14 protein-coding genes and 1 pseudogene are annotated in these 16,325 nt (G+C 70.7%); 8 read left to right on the forward strand and 7 right to left on the reverse strand.

From position 1 onward, the window contains the following. The 3 genes and pseudogenes from ACFOW8_RS24200 to ACFOW8_RS24210 all read left to right on the forward strand — a co-directional run. A pseudogene (locus ACFOW8_RS24200) lies at positions 1 to 541 on the forward strand (pyridine nucleotide-disulfide oxidoreductase); the annotation flags it as partial. Further along, entirely contained in the window at positions 538 to 1,692 is a 1,155-nt protein-coding gene (locus ACFOW8_RS24205; protein WP_378553756.1) for an Mrp/NBP35 family ATP-binding protein, read from the forward strand. The pseudogene ACFOW8_RS24200 and the gene ACFOW8_RS24205, both read left to right, overlap by 4 nt. Before the next feature lie 53 nt (positions 1,693 to 1,745). Next, positions 1,746 to 2,579, forward strand: a complete 834-nt coding sequence (locus tag ACFOW8_RS24210; protein ID WP_378553757.1) for an IclR family transcriptional regulator — start codon at positions 1,746 to 1,748, stop codon at positions 2,577 to 2,579. Between the two features lie 2 nt (positions 2,580 to 2,581). On the opposite strand, the gene ACFOW8_RS24215 is transcribed toward ACFOW8_RS24210, so the two are convergent. Next, positions 2,582 to 4,276: an FAD-binding dehydrogenase gene (locus ACFOW8_RS24215; RefSeq protein WP_378553758.1), complete on the reverse strand. Its 1,695-nt coding sequence runs from the start codon at positions 4,274 to 4,276 to the stop codon at positions 2,582 to 2,584. 66 nt (positions 4,277 to 4,342) lie between these two features. Here ACFOW8_RS24215 and ACFOW8_RS24220 point away from each other — a divergent pair, with 66 nt between their 5' ends. Both ACFOW8_RS24220 and ACFOW8_RS24225 read left to right on the forward strand, forming a co-directional pair. Then, on the forward strand, positions 4,343 to 4,588 hold the full coding sequence (locus ACFOW8_RS24220; RefSeq protein ID WP_378553759.1) for a hypothetical protein: 246 nt from the start codon (positions 4,343 to 4,345) through the stop codon (positions 4,586 to 4,588). Positions 4,589 to 4,869: 281 nt separating this feature from the next. Further along, the gene (locus ACFOW8_RS24225; RefSeq protein WP_378553761.1) at positions 4,870 to 5,433 is read left to right on the forward strand and encodes a cutinase family protein; all 564 of its coding nucleotides are present in this window, start codon (positions 4,870 to 4,872) and stop codon (positions 5,431 to 5,433) included. A gap of 13 nt (positions 5,434 to 5,446) precedes the next feature. On the opposite strand, the gene ACFOW8_RS24230 is transcribed toward ACFOW8_RS24225, so the two are convergent. Next, positions 5,447 to 6,049 carry a TetR/AcrR family transcriptional regulator gene (locus ACFOW8_RS24230; RefSeq protein WP_378553762.1) on the reverse strand — a complete coding sequence of 201 codons (603 nt, stop codon included), beginning with the start codon at positions 6,047 to 6,049 and terminating at the stop codon, positions 5,447 to 5,449. 140 nt (positions 6,050 to 6,189) lie between these two features. Here ACFOW8_RS24230 and ACFOW8_RS24235 point away from each other — a divergent pair, with 140 nt between their 5' ends. The 3 genes from ACFOW8_RS24235 to ACFOW8_RS24245 are packed head-to-tail and all read left to right on the forward strand — an operon-like array spanning position 6,190 to position 8,767. Beyond that, entirely contained in the window at positions 6,190 to 7,413 is a 1,224-nt protein-coding gene (locus ACFOW8_RS24235) for an alkane 1-monooxygenase (RefSeq protein ID WP_378553763.1), read from the forward strand. Then, positions 7,413 to 7,589 (forward strand): rubredoxin, encoded by a 177-nt coding sequence (locus ACFOW8_RS24240; protein ID WP_378553765.1) that lies wholly within the window; start codon positions 7,413 to 7,415, stop codon positions 7,587 to 7,589. Before ACFOW8_RS24235 ends, ACFOW8_RS24240 begins: the two co-directional genes overlap by 1 nt. Next, positions 7,586 to 8,767: an NAD(P)/FAD-dependent oxidoreductase gene (locus ACFOW8_RS24245; RefSeq protein ID WP_378553766.1), complete on the forward strand. Its 1,182-nt coding sequence runs from the start codon at positions 7,586 to 7,588 to the stop codon at positions 8,765 to 8,767. Before ACFOW8_RS24240 ends, ACFOW8_RS24245 begins: the two co-directional genes overlap by 4 nt. Before the next feature lie 378 nt (positions 8,768 to 9,145). Here ACFOW8_RS24245 and ACFOW8_RS24250 read toward each other — a convergent pair whose 3' ends face one another. The 5 genes from ACFOW8_RS24250 to ACFOW8_RS24270 form a co-directional block, all read right to left on the reverse strand. Next, on the reverse strand, positions 9,146 to 11,173 hold the full coding sequence (locus ACFOW8_RS24250; RefSeq protein WP_378553767.1) for an SDR family oxidoreductase: 2,028 nt from the start codon (positions 11,171 to 11,173) through the stop codon (positions 9,146 to 9,148). 276 nt (positions 11,174 to 11,449) lie between these two features. Beyond that, the gene (locus ACFOW8_RS24255; RefSeq protein WP_378553768.1) at positions 11,450 to 12,553 is read right to left on the reverse strand and encodes a glycosyltransferase; all 1,104 of its coding nucleotides are present in this window, start codon (positions 12,551 to 12,553) and stop codon (positions 11,450 to 11,452) included. Then, complete coding sequence (locus tag ACFOW8_RS24260) at positions 12,550 to 13,881, reverse strand: glutamate-1-semialdehyde 2,1-aminomutase (RefSeq protein WP_378553769.1); 1,332 nt, start codon at positions 13,879 to 13,881, stop codon at positions 12,550 to 12,552. The genes ACFOW8_RS24255 and ACFOW8_RS24260 overlap by 4 nt, the downstream gene beginning before the upstream one ends. Continuing rightward, positions 13,881 to 15,134, reverse strand: coding sequence for a GNAT family N-acetyltransferase (locus tag ACFOW8_RS24265; RefSeq protein WP_378553770.1), 1,254 nt, complete (start codon positions 15,132 to 15,134; stop codon positions 13,881 to 13,883). Before ACFOW8_RS24265 ends, ACFOW8_RS24260 begins: the two co-directional genes overlap by 1 nt. A 42-nt stretch (positions 15,135 to 15,176) precedes the next feature. After that, positions 15,177 to 16,274: a hypothetical protein gene (locus ACFOW8_RS24270; RefSeq protein ID WP_378553771.1), complete on the reverse strand. Its 1,098-nt coding sequence runs from the start codon at positions 16,272 to 16,274 to the stop codon at positions 15,177 to 15,179. Between the last annotated feature and the right edge of the window lie 51 nt (positions 16,275 to 16,325).

The following is a 16,325-nucleotide window of genomic DNA, read 5'->3' on the forward strand; positions in this document are numbered from 1 at the left end:
CGAGTCCCCGGCCGAGATTCTCGGTGAGGACGGCAAGGTCGTCGGTCTCAAGACCGAACGCACCCAGCTCGACGGCACCGGCAACGTCAAGGGCACCGGCGAGTACAAGCAGTGGGACGTGCAGGCGATCTACCGCGCCGTCGGCTACCGCTCCGGCGATCTCGCCGACATCCCCTTCGACGAGCAGTCCGGCACCATCCCGAATCTCGCGGGCCGGGTCCTGTCCGACGGGCAGCCCCTGCCGGGTGTGTACGTGACCGGCTGGATCAAGCGCGGCCCGGTCGGCCTCATCGGTCACACCAAGGGCGACGCCAACGAGACCGTCGCCTGCCTGCTCGCCGACCGGGCCACCCTGACCCGCCCCGCGCACTCCGATCCCGGCGCCGTACTGGAGTTCCTCACCGGCGCGGGCATCGCGTTCACCACCTGGGACGGCTGGTATCGGCTCGACGCGCACGAACGCGCGCTGGGCGCTCCCGAGGGCCGCGACCGGGTGAAGGTCGTCGAACGCGCGGACATGCTGCGCGCGAGCCGATGTTGAGCACCCCGACCGAGGCCCGGATCCTCGCGGCCCTGGCCGAGGTCGACGATCCGGAGATCGGCAAGCCGCTGACCGAACTGAACATGGTCGACGGTGTCGACATCGAGACCGCCGGGCGGGTGGTGGTCCGCATCCTGCTCACCGTGGCCGGCTGCCCACTGCGCGCGCGGATCACCGACGACATCCGCGCCGCGGTCGGCGCGGTCCCCGGCGTCACCGGAGTCGAGGTCGGCTTCGGTGTGATGAGCGAGGATCAGCGCCGGGCCCTGCGAGTCCAGCTGCGTGGGCCCGAGACCGCGGCGGACGACGGCCTGACCGCCCCCGACACGCCGACCCGGATCTACTGTGTCGTCTCGGGCAAGGGTGGCGTCGGAAAGTCCAGTGTCACTGTGAATCTGGCCGTCGCGCTGGCCCGGCGGGGGCTGCGCGTGGGCATCATGGACGCCGATGTGCACGGGCATTCGGTGCCCGCGATGCTCGGCATCACCGCGGCCCCCACCCTCGTGGACCGGATGCTGATGCCGCCGAGCGCGTTCGGCATCCGGGTCATCTCGATCGGCATGTTCGCCGACGGCAACGCGCCTGTCGTCTGGCGCGGCCCGATGCTGCATCGTGCGCTGCAACAGTTCGTCCATGACGTGTACTGGGGTGAGCTGGATGTGCTGCTGGTCGACATGCCGCCCGGCACCGGGGATATCGCGATCTCGCTGGCCCAGCTGCTGCCCGCCGCGCAGCTGCTGGTCGTCACCACACCCCAGCGCACCGCGGCCCGCATCGCCGAGCGCGCCGGCGCGATGGCGGCCCAGACCGGCCAGCGGGTGGCGGGCATCATCGAGAACATGTCCTGGTACGACACCCCCGACGGCACCAGACACACCCTGTTCGGCGCGGGCGGAGCCACCGCCGTCAGCCGGACGCTGAGCACCCTGCTCGACACCTACTGCCCGGTGCTGGGCCGCATCCCCTTCGACCCAGGGGCCTGCGCGGCGGGCGACGCGGGCACACCGTTCATCCGGACCGACCCCGACGGCCCCGCGGCGCGCGCGGTCGCGGAGATCGCCGCGATACTGGCCCCGCGCCGGTCCGTGCCGGCGGGCAGGCTGCTGCCGGTCACCCCGATGAACCGGTCGGTACAGCGAAATGGTGCGTAAGCGGACGGGACGGGCCTAGTCTGTATCCGCTGCACACTGTGGAGGGTGGAACAATGACGGTCGAAATCGTGACCGAACCGGCGCCGGAAGACCTGTGGACCGGATCGGGCCGCACGGCCGCCGCACCCCCCACATCGATGATCGAGCGGATGACGCTGATCCTGGACGCGTTCGACGCGACCACCCCCACCCTCACCCTGCTCGGGCTCGCCGAACGCACCGGTCTGCCGCGCTCGACCGTGCACCGCATCCTCGACCAGATGATCCGGCTGCGCTGGCTGGCCCACACCCCCGGCGGCTATCGGCTGGGGCTGCGGGTGCTCGAACTCGGTGGACTCGCCGCCGAACACAACGAACTGCGCGAAGCGGTCGGCCCGCTGCTGCACGATCTGAGTCAGCGCACCGGCCTGACCGGGCACCTCGCCGTGCTCGACGGACGGGAGGTGTTGTTCCTGGACAAGGCAGGCGGCCGCAGCCAGATGGCCATCCCGACCAGGGTGGGCGGCAGGCTGCCCGCGCACTGCACCGCCGTCGGCAAGGCGCTGCTGGCGACCTTGGAGCCCGGCATCGCGGAAGCCTCGTTGCGCGGCAACACCACCGCGCGCACCGCCCGCACCATCGTCGACCGCGCCGAGCTGCATCGCGAACTGGCGCGCATCCGCAACCGGCAGGGCGTCGCCGTCGACACCGAGGAATCGCTCCCCGGCGTCGGGTGTGTCGCCGTCCCGATCCGGGGCCGCGGCGTGGCGCTGGCCGCGATCTCGCTGTCGGGCACCCTGCCCGGCGACCGCGGTGCCCTCGACACCGCCCGGCTGGCACGGGCGCTGGCCGCGGTCGCGAAAGAGGCGGCCCGTGCCCTGACCCCACGGCACGGCCGCCCCCAGTAGGTTCAGCCGCGCGGACGCCGGGCCATCGCGCGGCCCGCGGCCCGGCCGGAGAAGATGCAGCCGCCGAGGAACGTGCCCTCCAGCGCGTTGTAGCCGTGCACACCGCCCCCACCGAAACCGGCGACCTCACCGGCGGCGAACAGCCCGCCGAACACCTCGCCGTCCGGTCGCAGCACCCGCGAATCCAGGTCGGTCTGCAGACCGCCCAGGGTCTTGCGGGTGAGGATGTTCAACCGCACCGCGATGAGCGGGCCGTGCGCCGGGTCCAGGATGCGGTGCGGCTTCACCACGCGACCGGCCTTGTCACCGAAGTACTTGCGCGCGTTGGTGAGCGCGGCTACCTGGGCGTCCTTGCCGAACGGGTTGGTGATCTCGCGGTCCCTGGCCACGATCTGGCGTTCCAGCGCGCCCACCTCGAGCTGGGGACCCCGCGCGATCGCGTTCATCCCGTCGACGAGCTCGGCCAGAGTGTCGGCGACCACGAAGTCCACTCCGTGCTGCTTGAACGCCTCCACCGGGCCCGGCGCGCCCTTGGCGACCCGGCTGCGCAGCGTGAGCTTGAGATCCTTCCCGGTGATATCTGGATTCTGTTCCGAACCCGACAGCGCGAACTCCTTCTCGATGATCGTCTGGTTCAGCACGAACCACGAGTAGTCGTGCCCGGTGGCCAGGATCCGCCGCATGGTCGCGTTCGTGTCGAAACCGGGGAAACACGGTGCGGGCATCCTGATTCCGTCGGCGTCGAACCACAGCGACGACGGTCCGGGAATGATCCGGATGGCGTGGTCGGGCCAGATCGGGTCCCAGTTGTTGATGCCCTCGGTGTAGTGCCACATCCGGTCCCGGTTCACCAGCGCCGCGCCCGCCTGCTCCGAGATGCCGAGCATGCGCCCGTCCACGTAGGCGGGCACTCCCGAGATCAGCGTCTGCGGGCACGGCCCGAGCCGCTCGGTGGGCCAGTTGCGGCGGATGAGGTCGTGGGCGTGGCCGATCCCGCCGGAACTCACCAGCACCGACGGCGCCTGGAAGTCGAACTCACCCACTACCTCCCGGTCGGACGCCACCCCGCGCTCGGTATCGCTGGGCGCGAGCACGCTGCCGCTGATCCCGGTGACCGCGCCGTCGGTGACGATCAGCTCGTCGACCCGGTGGCGGAAGGCGAACCGCACCAGTCCGCGTGCCTCTCCGGCCAGCACCGGCTCGAGGAACACTCGCACCACCTCGGGGCCGGTACCCCAGGTGAGATGGAACCGGGGCACCGAATTGCCGTGCCCGTCGGCCAGCCCACCGCCACGTTCGGCCCAGCCGACCAGGGGCGTGACCCGCAAACCCAACGCGTGCAGGTAATCCCGTTTCTCCTCGGTGGCGAACCGCACATAGGCCTCGGCCCACTGCCTGGCCATCCGGTCCTCGTCGTCGCGGTCGAATCCGGCCGAACCGAGCCAGTCCTGCAGCGCCAGCTCGTAGGAGTCCTTGATGCCGAGCCTGCGCTGTTCGGGGCTGTCCACGAAGAACAGCCCACCCAGCGACCAGAACGCCTGCCCGCCCAGATTGGCGCGGTTCTCCTGGTCGACCACCAGAACCTTGCGGCCTGCCAGCACCAACTCGTGGGTGGCGACCAGGCCTGCCAGCCCGGCACCGACGACAATCGCGTCCGGGGTGAAATCTTCGATGGGCTCAGTGGCTGCGCTCGACATACCCGGAACGTAGCATTGGTCTGTCGGGGGCCGGGGGTAAGTCTTGGAAAAAGGCCCTGACCAGCCATGTTTCAGTGTAGAGAGGTCCTCGAATCCATGCAGATCCGTACCAGGGCGGGTGCCGCCGTGCTCGTTTTCGCGGTTATGGCCGGTCTCGGCTCCACGTCGTGCTCCCGGACCGAGCGCTGGTGCGAACGTGACCGCGGCGACGTGCTCGTGGAGAACTCCTACTGTGAACGCGGCGTCCCGGGCTACGAGTGGGAGCCCGACCACGACAAGCCCAAGAAGAAGAAAAAGCCGAAGAAGCGCTGATCGCGCGAGCGGCGTTGGGCCGCACGCGATCCGAGACCCGGTCGTGGCGCAAGTGATGCCGAGATCGCGCCGGGTCGTTGCGGGCAGGCGGGTACCCACTGCGTAAGCGAGCCGAAAACCCTTGCGGTAGACGGTGATATCGCTCGTTCGAATTCTCACAACGGCGTGAGTGGGTGGGTGCCATGGCCTCTCGAAAGGTAATACGTTACGTCGCACGACAGACAGCGCGAGCACTGTCGATAGCGCTCCTGGCCGCGGGCATCGCGACAGCGATGTCACCGATGCCGATCGCGCTGGCACGCAGTTGTGCCACCGTGGACATCGTGATCGCCCGTGGCACACAGGAACCCGGCTATCTCGGCGCCGCCGTCGGTGACCCGCTCTACGGGGTGCTCCGCGCGCACCTACCGGTCGACACCACCGCACATCGCGTGGAGTATCCGGCGGACCTGCTGGTGCCGAGTTCGGTCAGCGACGGAACGAGGGCGATGGTCGGGCACCTGTCGGCTCAGGCGGCGGCCTGCCCCGACCAGCGCTTCGTTCTGGTCGGCTATTCGCAGGGTGCCGTGGTGACCCATGGCGTGCTCGGTTCGGCCGCGGCCACCGCGCTGCCGGGGATCTGGGTCCTCGATCCCGGGCTGTCGCCGCGCATCGTCGCGGTGCTGCTGTTCGGCGATCCACTGCGGCTGGTCGGCGGCGCGGTGGCGCCGCTGTACGCCGATCGCACCGTGAACTATTGCACCGCGGGCGATCCGGTGTGTGCCGGTGGCGTGTTCCCGACCGCGCACGGCGCGTACGGTTGGGCCTTCACCGCCGCCGCGCGGCACGTGGACGCGCGGCTGTGAGGGCGGCTGCCCGTCACGCGGCGGGCAGCACCCCGGCCAGCACGGCGCCGATCTGGGTCACCGCACGGTCGACAGTGCCGGTCGGCTGGAACAGGTGGCTCAGGGTGAGCCGCACCATGATCTCCACGACCGAGGTGAGCTCCGCGTCGGACAGTCCGGCGAGGCGGTAGCGTTCGCGGACGGTGCCGGTGAGCGCGGCGACCGCCCGGCCGAGCACCGGCTCCGGTTCACTCAGCAGTGCGGGCAGCAGTGCGGTGTCGGCGTCGGCGCGCGCCGACAGGACGGCCTTGATCAGCGTGTTGTCGCCGGCGTTGCGCAGGGTGTAGTCGGCGGCGGCGGTCATGCCCTCGCGCGGGTCGTCCGGGTGCTCGGCCAGCGTGTCGGCGATCCCGGCCAGGTAGATCCCGAGCTCCCGTTCGATCAGGGCGTCGGCGAGTGCTTGTTTGGTGCCGATCTCCTTGTAGAGCACCGGCCTGCTGATGCCGACCTCCTTGGCTACCCGCGACATGTTCACCGCGCCCCAGCCCTCGGTCACCACCATGTCGCGCGCGGCGTCGAGCATGCGGTCGCGCAGCACCTGGCGCATTTCGGCGTGGAAGTTCGGTGATGCGGTCACCGGCTCATCGTACATGTCTGCCGAAAGAGGATCGATCATTGACAAAGTGGCTGTGACTGTCTTCACTAGAACACATTCAGTAGATGTGTAAACGAATGCGGCACCACTGCGGTCTGTGTTCGGCGGACAGGAGGACGACGATGACGACGTCTCGGATCGAGCACGACGGGTCGGTGCCGGAGCTGCACTGGCGCGATCCCAAGCGGTACCTGTGGCTGCTCGGGCTGGTCGCGCCCGGCGCCGCCATCCTGGCCTGCGGCTTCGTGTGGGTGTTCGGACAGCTCGGCTGGGGTGCGGTGGCCCCGGTGTGGTGGTGGATCGGGCCGCTGCTGGTGTACGTGCTGCTGCCGATCCTGGATCGCTTCTTCGGCCCCGACGGCACGAACCCGCCGGAGGAGGTGATGGCCGCGCTCGAGCAGGACCGGTACTACCGCTACTGCACCTACGCCTATATCCCGCTGCAGCTGGTGAGCCTGGTGCTGGCCTGCTACCTGTGGTCGGCCGACGACCTGTCCTGGCTCGGTCTCGACGGCGGTCTCGGCCTGGTGTCGAAGATCGGGCTCGCCTTCACCATCGGGGCCATGGGCGGCATCGGGATCAACACCGCGCACGAACTCGGCCACAAGAAGGACGAACTCGAGCGCTGGCTGTCGAAGATCACCCTCGCCCAGACCGGCTACGGCCACTTCTACATCGAGCACAACCGCGGCCACCACGTGCGGGTGTCGACCCCGGAGGATCCGGCCAGCGCCCGCTTCGGCGAATCGTTCTGGGCCTTCCTGCCGCGCAGTGTGTGGGGCAGCCTGCGGTCGGCCTGGGAGCTCGAGCGCACCCGGCTGGAGCGACTCGGCAAGGGGCCGTTCACGATCCACAACGACGTGCTCAACGCCTGGCTGATGACGGTGGTGCTGTGGACCGCGTTGGTGGTGGCGTTCGGTCCGGTGATCCTGCCGTTCCTGCTGATCCAGGCCGTCTACGGATTCTCCCTGCTCGAGACCGTGAACTATCTCGAGCACTACGGCCTGCTGCGGCGTAAGACCGCCTCGGGACGGTACGAGCGCTGCACCCCCGAACACAGCTGGAACAGCGACCATCTCGTCACCAACATCTTCCTGTACCACCTGCAGCGCCACAGCGACCATCACGCCAACCCGACCCGCCGTTACCAGACGTTGCGGCACATGGACGGCGCTCCCGAATTGCCGAGCGGCTACGCCAGTCTGATCGGCCTCGCCTACCTGACCCCGCTGTGGCGCCGGGTGATGGACCCGCTGGTGCTCGCGCACTACGACGGCGACATCACCAGGGTGAACATCCAGCCCGCCAAGCGGGACCGGATCCTCGCCGCCTACGGAGCCCGCTGATGACCGTGTACGTGTGCCCTGTGTGCGACTACCGCTACGACGAACAGCTCGGCGCTCCCCGGGAGGGATTCCCCGCAGGCACCGCCTGGTCGTCGATCCCCGACGATTGGTGCTGCCCCGACTGCGGGGTCAGGGAGAAGCCCGATTTCGTTCCGGGTGAGGCGGTTTCGCGATGACCGGCCGGATCATCGTCGTCGGCGCCGGTGTCACCGGTGCCACCGCGGCCCAGACGCTGCGACGCGAGGGCTACGCGGGGGAGATCCTTCTCCTCGGGGCCGAAACCGACCTGCCCTACCGCAGGCCCGCGGTCTCCAAGGACCTGCTGTCCGGTGCGGGCTCGTTCGACCGGACTGTCCTGAAACCGGCGAAGTTCTGGGCCGACAACCGCGTCGGCTTCCGTCCCGGCTTCCTGGTCGAGTCGATCGACACCGACCGCGCGACAGTGCGATCGGACACCGGCGCGGAATTCGGATACGACAGTCTGTTGCTTGCCACCGGAGCGCGGGCCAGGAGCTGGGAGACCGCCGCCACCCGGGTGCACACGCTGCGGACCCGCGCCGACATCGCGGCACTGCGGACCGCGGTGGTGGCGGGCGGGTCGCTGCTGATCATCGGCGGTGGGCTGATCGGCTGTGAGGTCGCGGCCACCGCCCGCGGGCTCGGCGCCGAGGTGACGCTGCTCGACGCGGCACCGGCGCTGCTGGACCGGGTGCTGCCCGCGCCGGTGTCGGAACTGATCCGGGATCTCCACGAGCAGCACGGAGTGCTGGTCGAGACCGGGGTGACCACCACCGGACTCGCCGACAGCGGCGCCGGGGTCACCGCGACCGCCGCGGACGGTCGAACCTGGTCGGCCGCGACCGCGCTGGTCGCCGTCGGATCGGTTCCCGAGACCGGACCGGCCGAGGCCGCCGGCATCGCCGTGCGCGACGGCATCGTGGTCGACCAGCACTACCGCACCTCGGCACCCGGGGTGTTCGCCGCCGGCGATGTGGCCTCCGTGTACCACCCCCTGCGCGGGGAGTTCGAGCGCGGACAGCACTGGAACGCGGCACAGTCGGCCGGTGCCGCGGCCGCCAGGTCGATGCTCGGGAATCCGGCCGAGCCACCCGAGGTGCCGTGGGGCTGGACCGAGCAATACGGGCGGTCCTTGCAGTTCGCCGGGTGGGTACATCCGCACGACGAGCTGGTGGTCGACGGGGTGCTCGCCGCTGGGGACTTCCTGGCCGTGGCATTGCGGGCCGGTCGCCCCGTCGGGGCCGTCGCCATGGGCAGGCCGCGTGAGCTGCGCGCGACGCGATCGCTCATCGCCGCCGGCGAACCCTGGTCGAGCGCGGTGCCCGCCGCCGGGTGAGACGTCGTTCGCCTCCGCGGTCCCCGATGTCGTCTCGACGGCGGCAGATCACCCCGCCGCCGTTCCTGGTGTGGTCGCTGCTCGCCTGGACCCTGTTCTGCGCCGTCATCTTCGAGCCTGCGCCGATGGATCGTGGCGACGGGCGCCGCCGTCGCAATGCTGCTCGGCATCCGGCGCGAGGCCTAGCAACCCGCCCCGCTCGGCGCCGGCCACACTGATGTCTCACCCGGCGGTTCGACACGGCCGCGCTGGTACCTCGGCGCCGCGGCCTGCGGATTCAGCTCGTGGCCGTGGTGGGGCCGGTGGCCGGGGCCGCGAGCGCCCCGCGCTGACCGATACTGCCGGTCGCGACCACGTCGCGACCGGCAGTATCGCGGTCTACCAGTGCACGCCGGGCAGCATCCGGCTCATCCGCGCCGCGGGGCTGGGCATCACCATCAGCGGGGTGAGCACCGGCGCGAGTACGGTGAGTGCGTTGCGGCTCGGCTCGGCCGGTTCCGGCGCGGGCTCGGCGGGGGCAGGCGCGACGACAGACTTACCCTGCGCAGCGGTGGATTCGCCGAACAACCGGAATCCGGTGTGCAGGATAGTGCGCTTGAGCGAGGGCAGAAACATCTCGACCGCCTGGGCGAAGGTACCCACCGGGGTGTCGATCCGGTCCGGCCGCTCCAGCAGCGCCCTGACCACGATGTTCGCCGCGCGTTCCGGATCGGGCAGCGGCAGCGCGCGGTAGAGATCGGTCGGCGCGATCATCGGCGTGCGCACCAGCGGCATCCGGATGGAGGTGAAACTCACTCCGGCGCCACGGTTCTCGACCGCGGCGATCTCGCTGAAGTTGTCCAGCGCCGACTTGCTCGCCGCGTAGGCGGCGAACCGGGGCACCTTGGTTTGCACCGCGATCGAGGAGATGTTCACGATGTGGCCGAAGCGCCGCTCGCGCATGGATGGCAGCAGTGCCAGGATCAGCCGCACCGCGCCGAAGTAGTTGACCGCCATGGTGCGCTCGAAATCGTGCATGCGATCCACCGAGTTGGCCACCGAGCGGCGGATCGACCGGCCCGCATTGTTCACCAGGTAGTCCACGTGGCCGTGCTCGCGCAGCAGCGCGCCGACCAGCTCGTCGACCGCCGCTGCGTCGGTGATATCGCACGGGTAGGCGAACGCCGTCCCGCCCCCGGCCCGCACGGATTCCGCTGCGGCGGTGAGGTCTTCGGCGCCACGCGCGACCATGAGCACCGTCGCGCCCCGCGCGGCGACGGCGTGCGCGGTGGCGAGCCCGATGCCGGAGGACGCGCCGGTGATGAGCACGACCCGGCCGGCGAGCCGGTCGGCGTCGGGTGCGGGACGGCCGCGGTGCGGATCCAGGTTGGCCCGCCAGTAGTCCCAGAGCCGCTGGGCGTAGGTGTCGAACGAGGGCACGGCGAGTCCGGGCAGCTGGGCCCGGGTGGACTCGGCGACGAACTCGGCGGTGAACCCGACGTGCGGCGCCACCTCGGCCGGAATGCCCGCCTGCTCGAACAGGAAATCGCGGACCGCGTGCGCGCCGGGGACATGGCCGAGCCCGCTGAGCGCGCGGGCACTGCCCGGCACCGTGCCGATCCCGGTGGGCCCACCCGCCGCGGTCGCGAGCGCGCGGTAGATGTCGCCGAACGGCTGCGGTTCGGGATTGACCAGGTGGAAGGTGCGCCCGTCGAGTCCGTCGCGGCGCACCAGCCGCACCATCGCCTCGGCGACGTAGTCGACCGGGACCACATTGGTCGCGCCCAGGTCCGGCAGCGGCAACGGCAGGTCGGCGGGCAGCGCGGCCAGGGACGCGATCGCCTGGAAGAAGTAGTACGGCCCGTCGATCTTGTCCATTTCGCCGGTGCGCGAATCGCCGACGACGATGGCCGGGCGATACACCCGCCACCGCACATCGGTGGCCTCGCGCACCAGCTTCTCGGCGGCGAACTTGGTGCGGTGGTACGGCGAGGTCAGGTTCTGGCCGAGGTCGAAATCCTCCTCGAAGAACTTGCCACGATGGTCACCGGCGACCGCCACCGAGGACACGTGGTGCAGCACGGCGCCGAGCCGGCGTGCCAGCTCGATGACCGAGCGGGTGCCGGCCACATTGGCGGCGTGCGCGGTGGCCTCGTCGGCGGTCATGTCGTAGACCGCGCCCAGATGCAGGACGTGATCGGCGCGCGGCGGCTCGTCGCCGAGGCCGAGGCCGTCGGCGGTGAGATCGCCGACCAGCGCGAAGACCCGGTCGCCGTCGGGATGCTGCGCGGTGAGCGCGGTGAACTTGGTCAGCGATTCGGCACGCACCAGCACGTGCACGATGGCCGTCGGGTCGGCCGCGAGCAACCCGCGCACCACCCGCCGACCCAGAAAACCGGTACCGCCTGTCACGATGTAGGAAACCATCGCCCCTCCTGAAATTCTCGAAACACGGTGTCGTGCAACAGTGATCCGGCATGCGGCGGTGGATGCGGGCATCAACGGTCGATTCCAGCAACGCAGTGGCTGGAGAGAAACCGGGCACATCGTCGTCCCGGCAGGGCTCAACCGTACTCGTCGGTAACCTGGCCGGGCAAGCTCGTGGCGCCCGGTCGCCGTGTGGGAATTGTCACCCGTCGCCGCAGGTCAAATGGTGTGTGTAACAGTAAATTTCAGTAACCGAGAGTTGCGGAAACCTTGTGGCTATCGTCCCGCGACGACCGCGTCGACCACCTCGGCCATCCGTGCGCGGAACACCTCGGGGGCGAAACCGAGCGCGTGCTCGCGCACCTTGGCTGCATCGTAGGCCGCCGGGTCGAACGTGCGCATCCGTTCGGCCAGCGCGGCGACCACGTCCTCGTCGGACCCCGCGGGCACGTACTCCCCGGTGACGCCGGGCCGGACCGTATCGCGCGCGCCGCCGGACCCGACCGCGAGCACCGGCGCGCCGCAGGCCATCGCCTCCACGGGCACGATGCCGAAGTCCTCGATGCCCGGCATGAGCAGTGCCCGGCAGCGCCGGTACATGTCCTGCAGCTCGTCGGCGGAGGTCGCGCCGAGGAAGGTGGTCTCCGGGCCCGCGATCGCTTCCAGCTGCGCGCGGAAACGACCGTCGCCGAGCACGACCAGGCGCACCCCCGCCCGCTGCGCCGCCCGGATCGCCAGGTCGGCGCGCTTGTAGGGCACCAGCCTGCCCGCGCAGAGAAAGAAGTCCTCGCGCGCGATGCCCGGATCCGGAGTGAACCGCGCGACCTGTACCGGCGGGTTCACCACCGAGGCGGGCAGCCCCCACCAGTCGGTCACCCGCTGGGCGACGGCATGCGAATTGGCGACGATGTGCGTCAGGCGCGGCGCGGCGCGCAGCTCGCCACGGCGGGCCAGCGCGCCCAGCGCGCCCAGCGCGAGCTGGCCTGCCCGGCCGCCCGCCTCCTGCGCCCGGAACTCGCGATCCCACGCCCAGCGCGCCGGACTGTGCACATAGGCCACAACCGGCGCGTCGGTAGCCAGCGCCGCCTGGGTGGCGAAGGCGTGATGGCTGATCACCACGACATCGAACTCGCGCAGCGGCAACCCGCGCAGCCTGCCAGGCACCAGCGGCAGCAGCGGCGCGTGCCTGCCGCCGAGCAGAGTGTGGGCGCGGCTGAGCCAGCTGTCGTTGACGGCACGGACGGGTTCGCGCAGCCCGCCCGGCGCGACGATGGGCGCGAAAACCTCGGCGCCGGGCCAGGTGTGGACGAATTCGCCGACCACCGCCTCGGAACCGCCGAACTCGGTGAAACGTTCGTGGACCAGGGCCACACGGGTCATCGGAGAACACTCGTTTCGATCTGTCGGGGCGCCGCCGTGCGGCGCAGGGCGGGGGCGACCGGTCGGCCGCGCAGCAGCCCGTCGACCGTGCCGCGCTCGATCGCGCGGCGATAGACCAGGGCGGCCTCGGCGCAAGCCTCGACGGTGGCGTCGACGGCACCGTCGTCGTGCGCGGCCGAGGTGACGAAGGACTGGCCGAGCACGCCACGGTCGAGCAGCTCCTGCAGAAATAGCGTCCGGAACGCTTGGGACGGTTGACCTTCGGCGTCGAGCGTGCGGAAGATCAGACAGGACGGCCTGCCCGCCACCTGCAGGTGGTCGGTGAGATCGTTGGCCGCGGCGATCGCGTTCACCGCCTCGGCGAGCCTGCGGCCCGCCGCCTCCATCCGGCCGATCGGATCCTCGGTGCGGTAGGCGTGCACCACCGCGCGGAAGGCGGCCAGCCCGGCGGTCTCGGGCCCGTGCGTGGTCGACAACAGGAACACCCGGTCGTGCCCGGTGCGCAAACCGCCACGCTCCATGTACTCGCGCCTGCCCGCCAGTGCCGAGATCGGGAACCCGTTGCCCATCGCCTTGCCCCAGCACGACAGATCGGGGCGTACCCCGTATACCTGCTGCGCGCCGCCCGCGGCCCAGCGGAACCCGGTGATCATCTCGTCGAAGACGAGCAGCGCGCCCGCGCGGTCACAGGCCAGCCGAACCCCTTCCAGATACCCCGGCGCCGGTTCCGCCGTCGCGGTCCCCGCCTCCAGCACGACCGCGGCGATCGCCGACTCGGCGAGCAGGCGTTCCAGCGCGGGGAGATCGTTGAACGGGAACGTCACCGTGTCGACCGCGGGAATCCCCGCCGACATCGGGCCGGTGCCGATGAACCAGTCGTCGACGGAGAAGAACGGCTGCGCGCACACCGCGATCCGTTCGCGCCCGGTCACCGCCCTGGCCAGCCGCACCGCCGCGGTGGTGGCGTCCGAGCCGTTCTTGGCGAACTTCACCATGTCGGCACCGGGAACCAGCGCGAGGAAGTCCTCGGCAGCACGCAGTTCGAGTTCGGTGGGCCGCGAGAAACTCAGTCCGTCGGCGGCGGCTTCGGCGGCCGCGCGCAGCACCGGTTCGTACCCGTGCCCCAACGTGACCGACCGCAGCCCCATGCCGTACTCGACGAACTCGTTGCCGTCGACATCCCAGACCCGGGCGCCCTTGCCGCGCACCAGGATCGGCGCCATCTGCTCGGGGTATTGGTCGGCACCGCGGGCGTAGGTGTGCGCGCCGCCGGGAACGAGGTCGTGCAGGCGCGCCTGGATGGCGTTGCTGCTGGTGAAATCGCGCATCAGGTCAGTCCCCAGAGGTCGTGGTCGGTGGTGTGCCCGCTCGGTCCGCGATGGCCGGTGAGTACCCCCTCGTGGTGGAATCCGGCGGCATCGAGCACCTTCGCGGCGGGGGCGTCCACGGGGACCTCGGCGGCGAACCGCCGCACGCCGAGCGCGCCGAATCCATGGTCGACCACCGCGCGCACCGCCGCGGCCCACAGGCCGGCGTCGACGCGATCGGGGTCGGCCCAGGTGTAGAGGCCGGTGGCCTGGCACGGCAGCGGTGAGTCGTACAGCCGGATCTCCCCGGCCACCGACCCGTCGACCTCGAGCACGAGTCGCAGGCCGGTGGGGGAGTGCAGCCCGAAGCGGGCATGCCACCGGGCGCGGTACCACGCACCGCGGCCACTCGGTTCGCAGACCGAAGGCGCGTACCGCAGCCAGGACTCCCGATCGGCGCTGGTCAGGGTGCGTACCACCGTGTTCGGCTGGTCGGGTACCGGCAGCGATACCGGCCGGGTGGGACGGTAGCGCCGGAGGCGTTCGCGGAGCCGCCAGACCCACAGTCGCGTGGCGGCGAGCGCGAGCACCCGACGTGAGACCGCGCGCGCCGCCGCCGCGGGAGTCGGCCGATGAGCGTCGGCCGGAATGAGCGGCGGGAGCCGATCGGTGGCGAGGTCGGCCGGTGTCATCGCCCACAGCGCGTGGTCCTTGCGCGCCCCGCCCGCGTCGTAGGCCAGCGCCATGGTCGCCTGGTGGCGGAAACCGAGTCCGGCCAGGCAGCGCTGCGCCGCTCGGTTCTCGGTCGACACCGGCGCCAGCAACCTGGTGATGCCGTGGGTGCCGAACATCGTGTCGCACACCAGGAACAGCGCGAGTCCCATCAGCCCACGCCCGGCCGCGTCCGACTCGATCCAGGCGCTGACCTCCGCGGTCGCCGACACCGGGTCGACGACGGTGTAGTCGACCTGGCCGGCGAATTGCCCGTCGATCTCGACGACCCCCGAGTAGCGGCGCCCGGCTCGCATCGCCGCTCGTGCGACCAGGCACTCGCGCGCCCAGAGTCGCGGCGTGTGCCGTTGTTCCCACGCCAACGGTGAACTGGCCCAATAAGGTTCGATATGGGCGCGGTCACGCAGCCGGATCTCGCGCCAGCGCGCGAAGTCCGACAGACGTGGCGGGCGCAGCCGCACGACCGCATCGCCGTGGCGAACCGGGCCGAATACCAGCCGCGACGGATCCGTCGTCGATGCCTCGGATGTCCAGATCGACACCGGCAGGTCTCCCTCTCGTTCGCCCCGCGCCACCGGGCCGGGTCAGGAATCGCGTGGTGTGCTGGACTTGCGTACCGGAGCGGCACGCATCGGCACCTGCCGGGGCAGGACCGTGGTCTCCGGGTCGAATACCCCAGCGAGGGCGGCTCCGCTCTCTCGTGCCACGACCGGTCCGGCACTCGCCGAGAACTCCGTGGCATCCGGTGGCGGAGTGGCGGCCCTGCCGGTGATCACCGGCTGCATCCGCACCGGCTCGGTGGTGGCCGGTGCCGCGGTGGTCGCCGCCCCGCCGCCGGCGATCGCCTGCTGTGCGCCGACCGGCGCCCCGCCGTCGGTGGGTGGCGTGGGATCGGCACCCCCGCGTCCGCCGTTCCGGCGGCGCAGCGCCGCGCGGGCGAGCACGACGGACTCCGCGACGACGATCAGCGTCGCCAACCCGGCGAACAAGCCCTCCTGCACCGGATGCGGAGCCACCAGCTGGGATTTCGGACTCGAGATCACGGTCAGTCGCGGCATGCCCGTCACCTGACGGAACTCCATCTCGCGCGCCACATCCCTGGCATCGAAGCTCAGTTCCGGGCGTAGCGGATCCTCGGAAAGCCGATCGGTGAACGTGTCCTCGACGGCCCGGCGATGCACCTCGAGATCGGCCGCCGAGCGGGCGATGGCCTCGGTCCGCATCTGGGAGGCCACGCTGTCGAGCGATTGCTGTACCGCGAAGACCAGCTTCTCGGCCTGCTCGGGTGACCCGGCCTGCGCCGTGATGATCAACAGCGACGGGGCGGGCCCGGTCATGGCCGAGACGCGCGGACGTAGATCCTGTTCCGAGGGCGCCAGTCCGTTCTTCACGACATCCGACAGCACCCGGCTCTCGGTGACCAGCACGATGTAGGGCTGGGTGAGTTCGTTGAACACCGCGCCGATGGACTGCTGGGAGATCTGCGCGGTCAGGCTGGCCTCGTAGGTGCGCGGGCTGCCGTCACGAACGAGCCACACCGCGCCGCCGACGAGGGCCGCGACCAACGTGGCGATCGGCAGCGCGCGAACCAGATTCCGCAAATGTCCAGCAATGTCCACTCCGGACATCGCCGGACCCGCGGCGCCGGCGTCCCCGGTCGCCGCCGGATCGGTCTCGCTCACGCTGTCCCCACATTCCGCCGAAGATTCCCAGCGATGTTAGCTGGGCTTCCG

The sequence above is a fragment of the Nocardia rhizosphaerae genome, assembly GCF_042650365.1.
Taxonomy (GTDB): domain Bacteria; phylum Actinomycetota; class Actinomycetes; order Mycobacteriales; family Mycobacteriaceae; genus Nocardia; species Nocardia rhizosphaerae.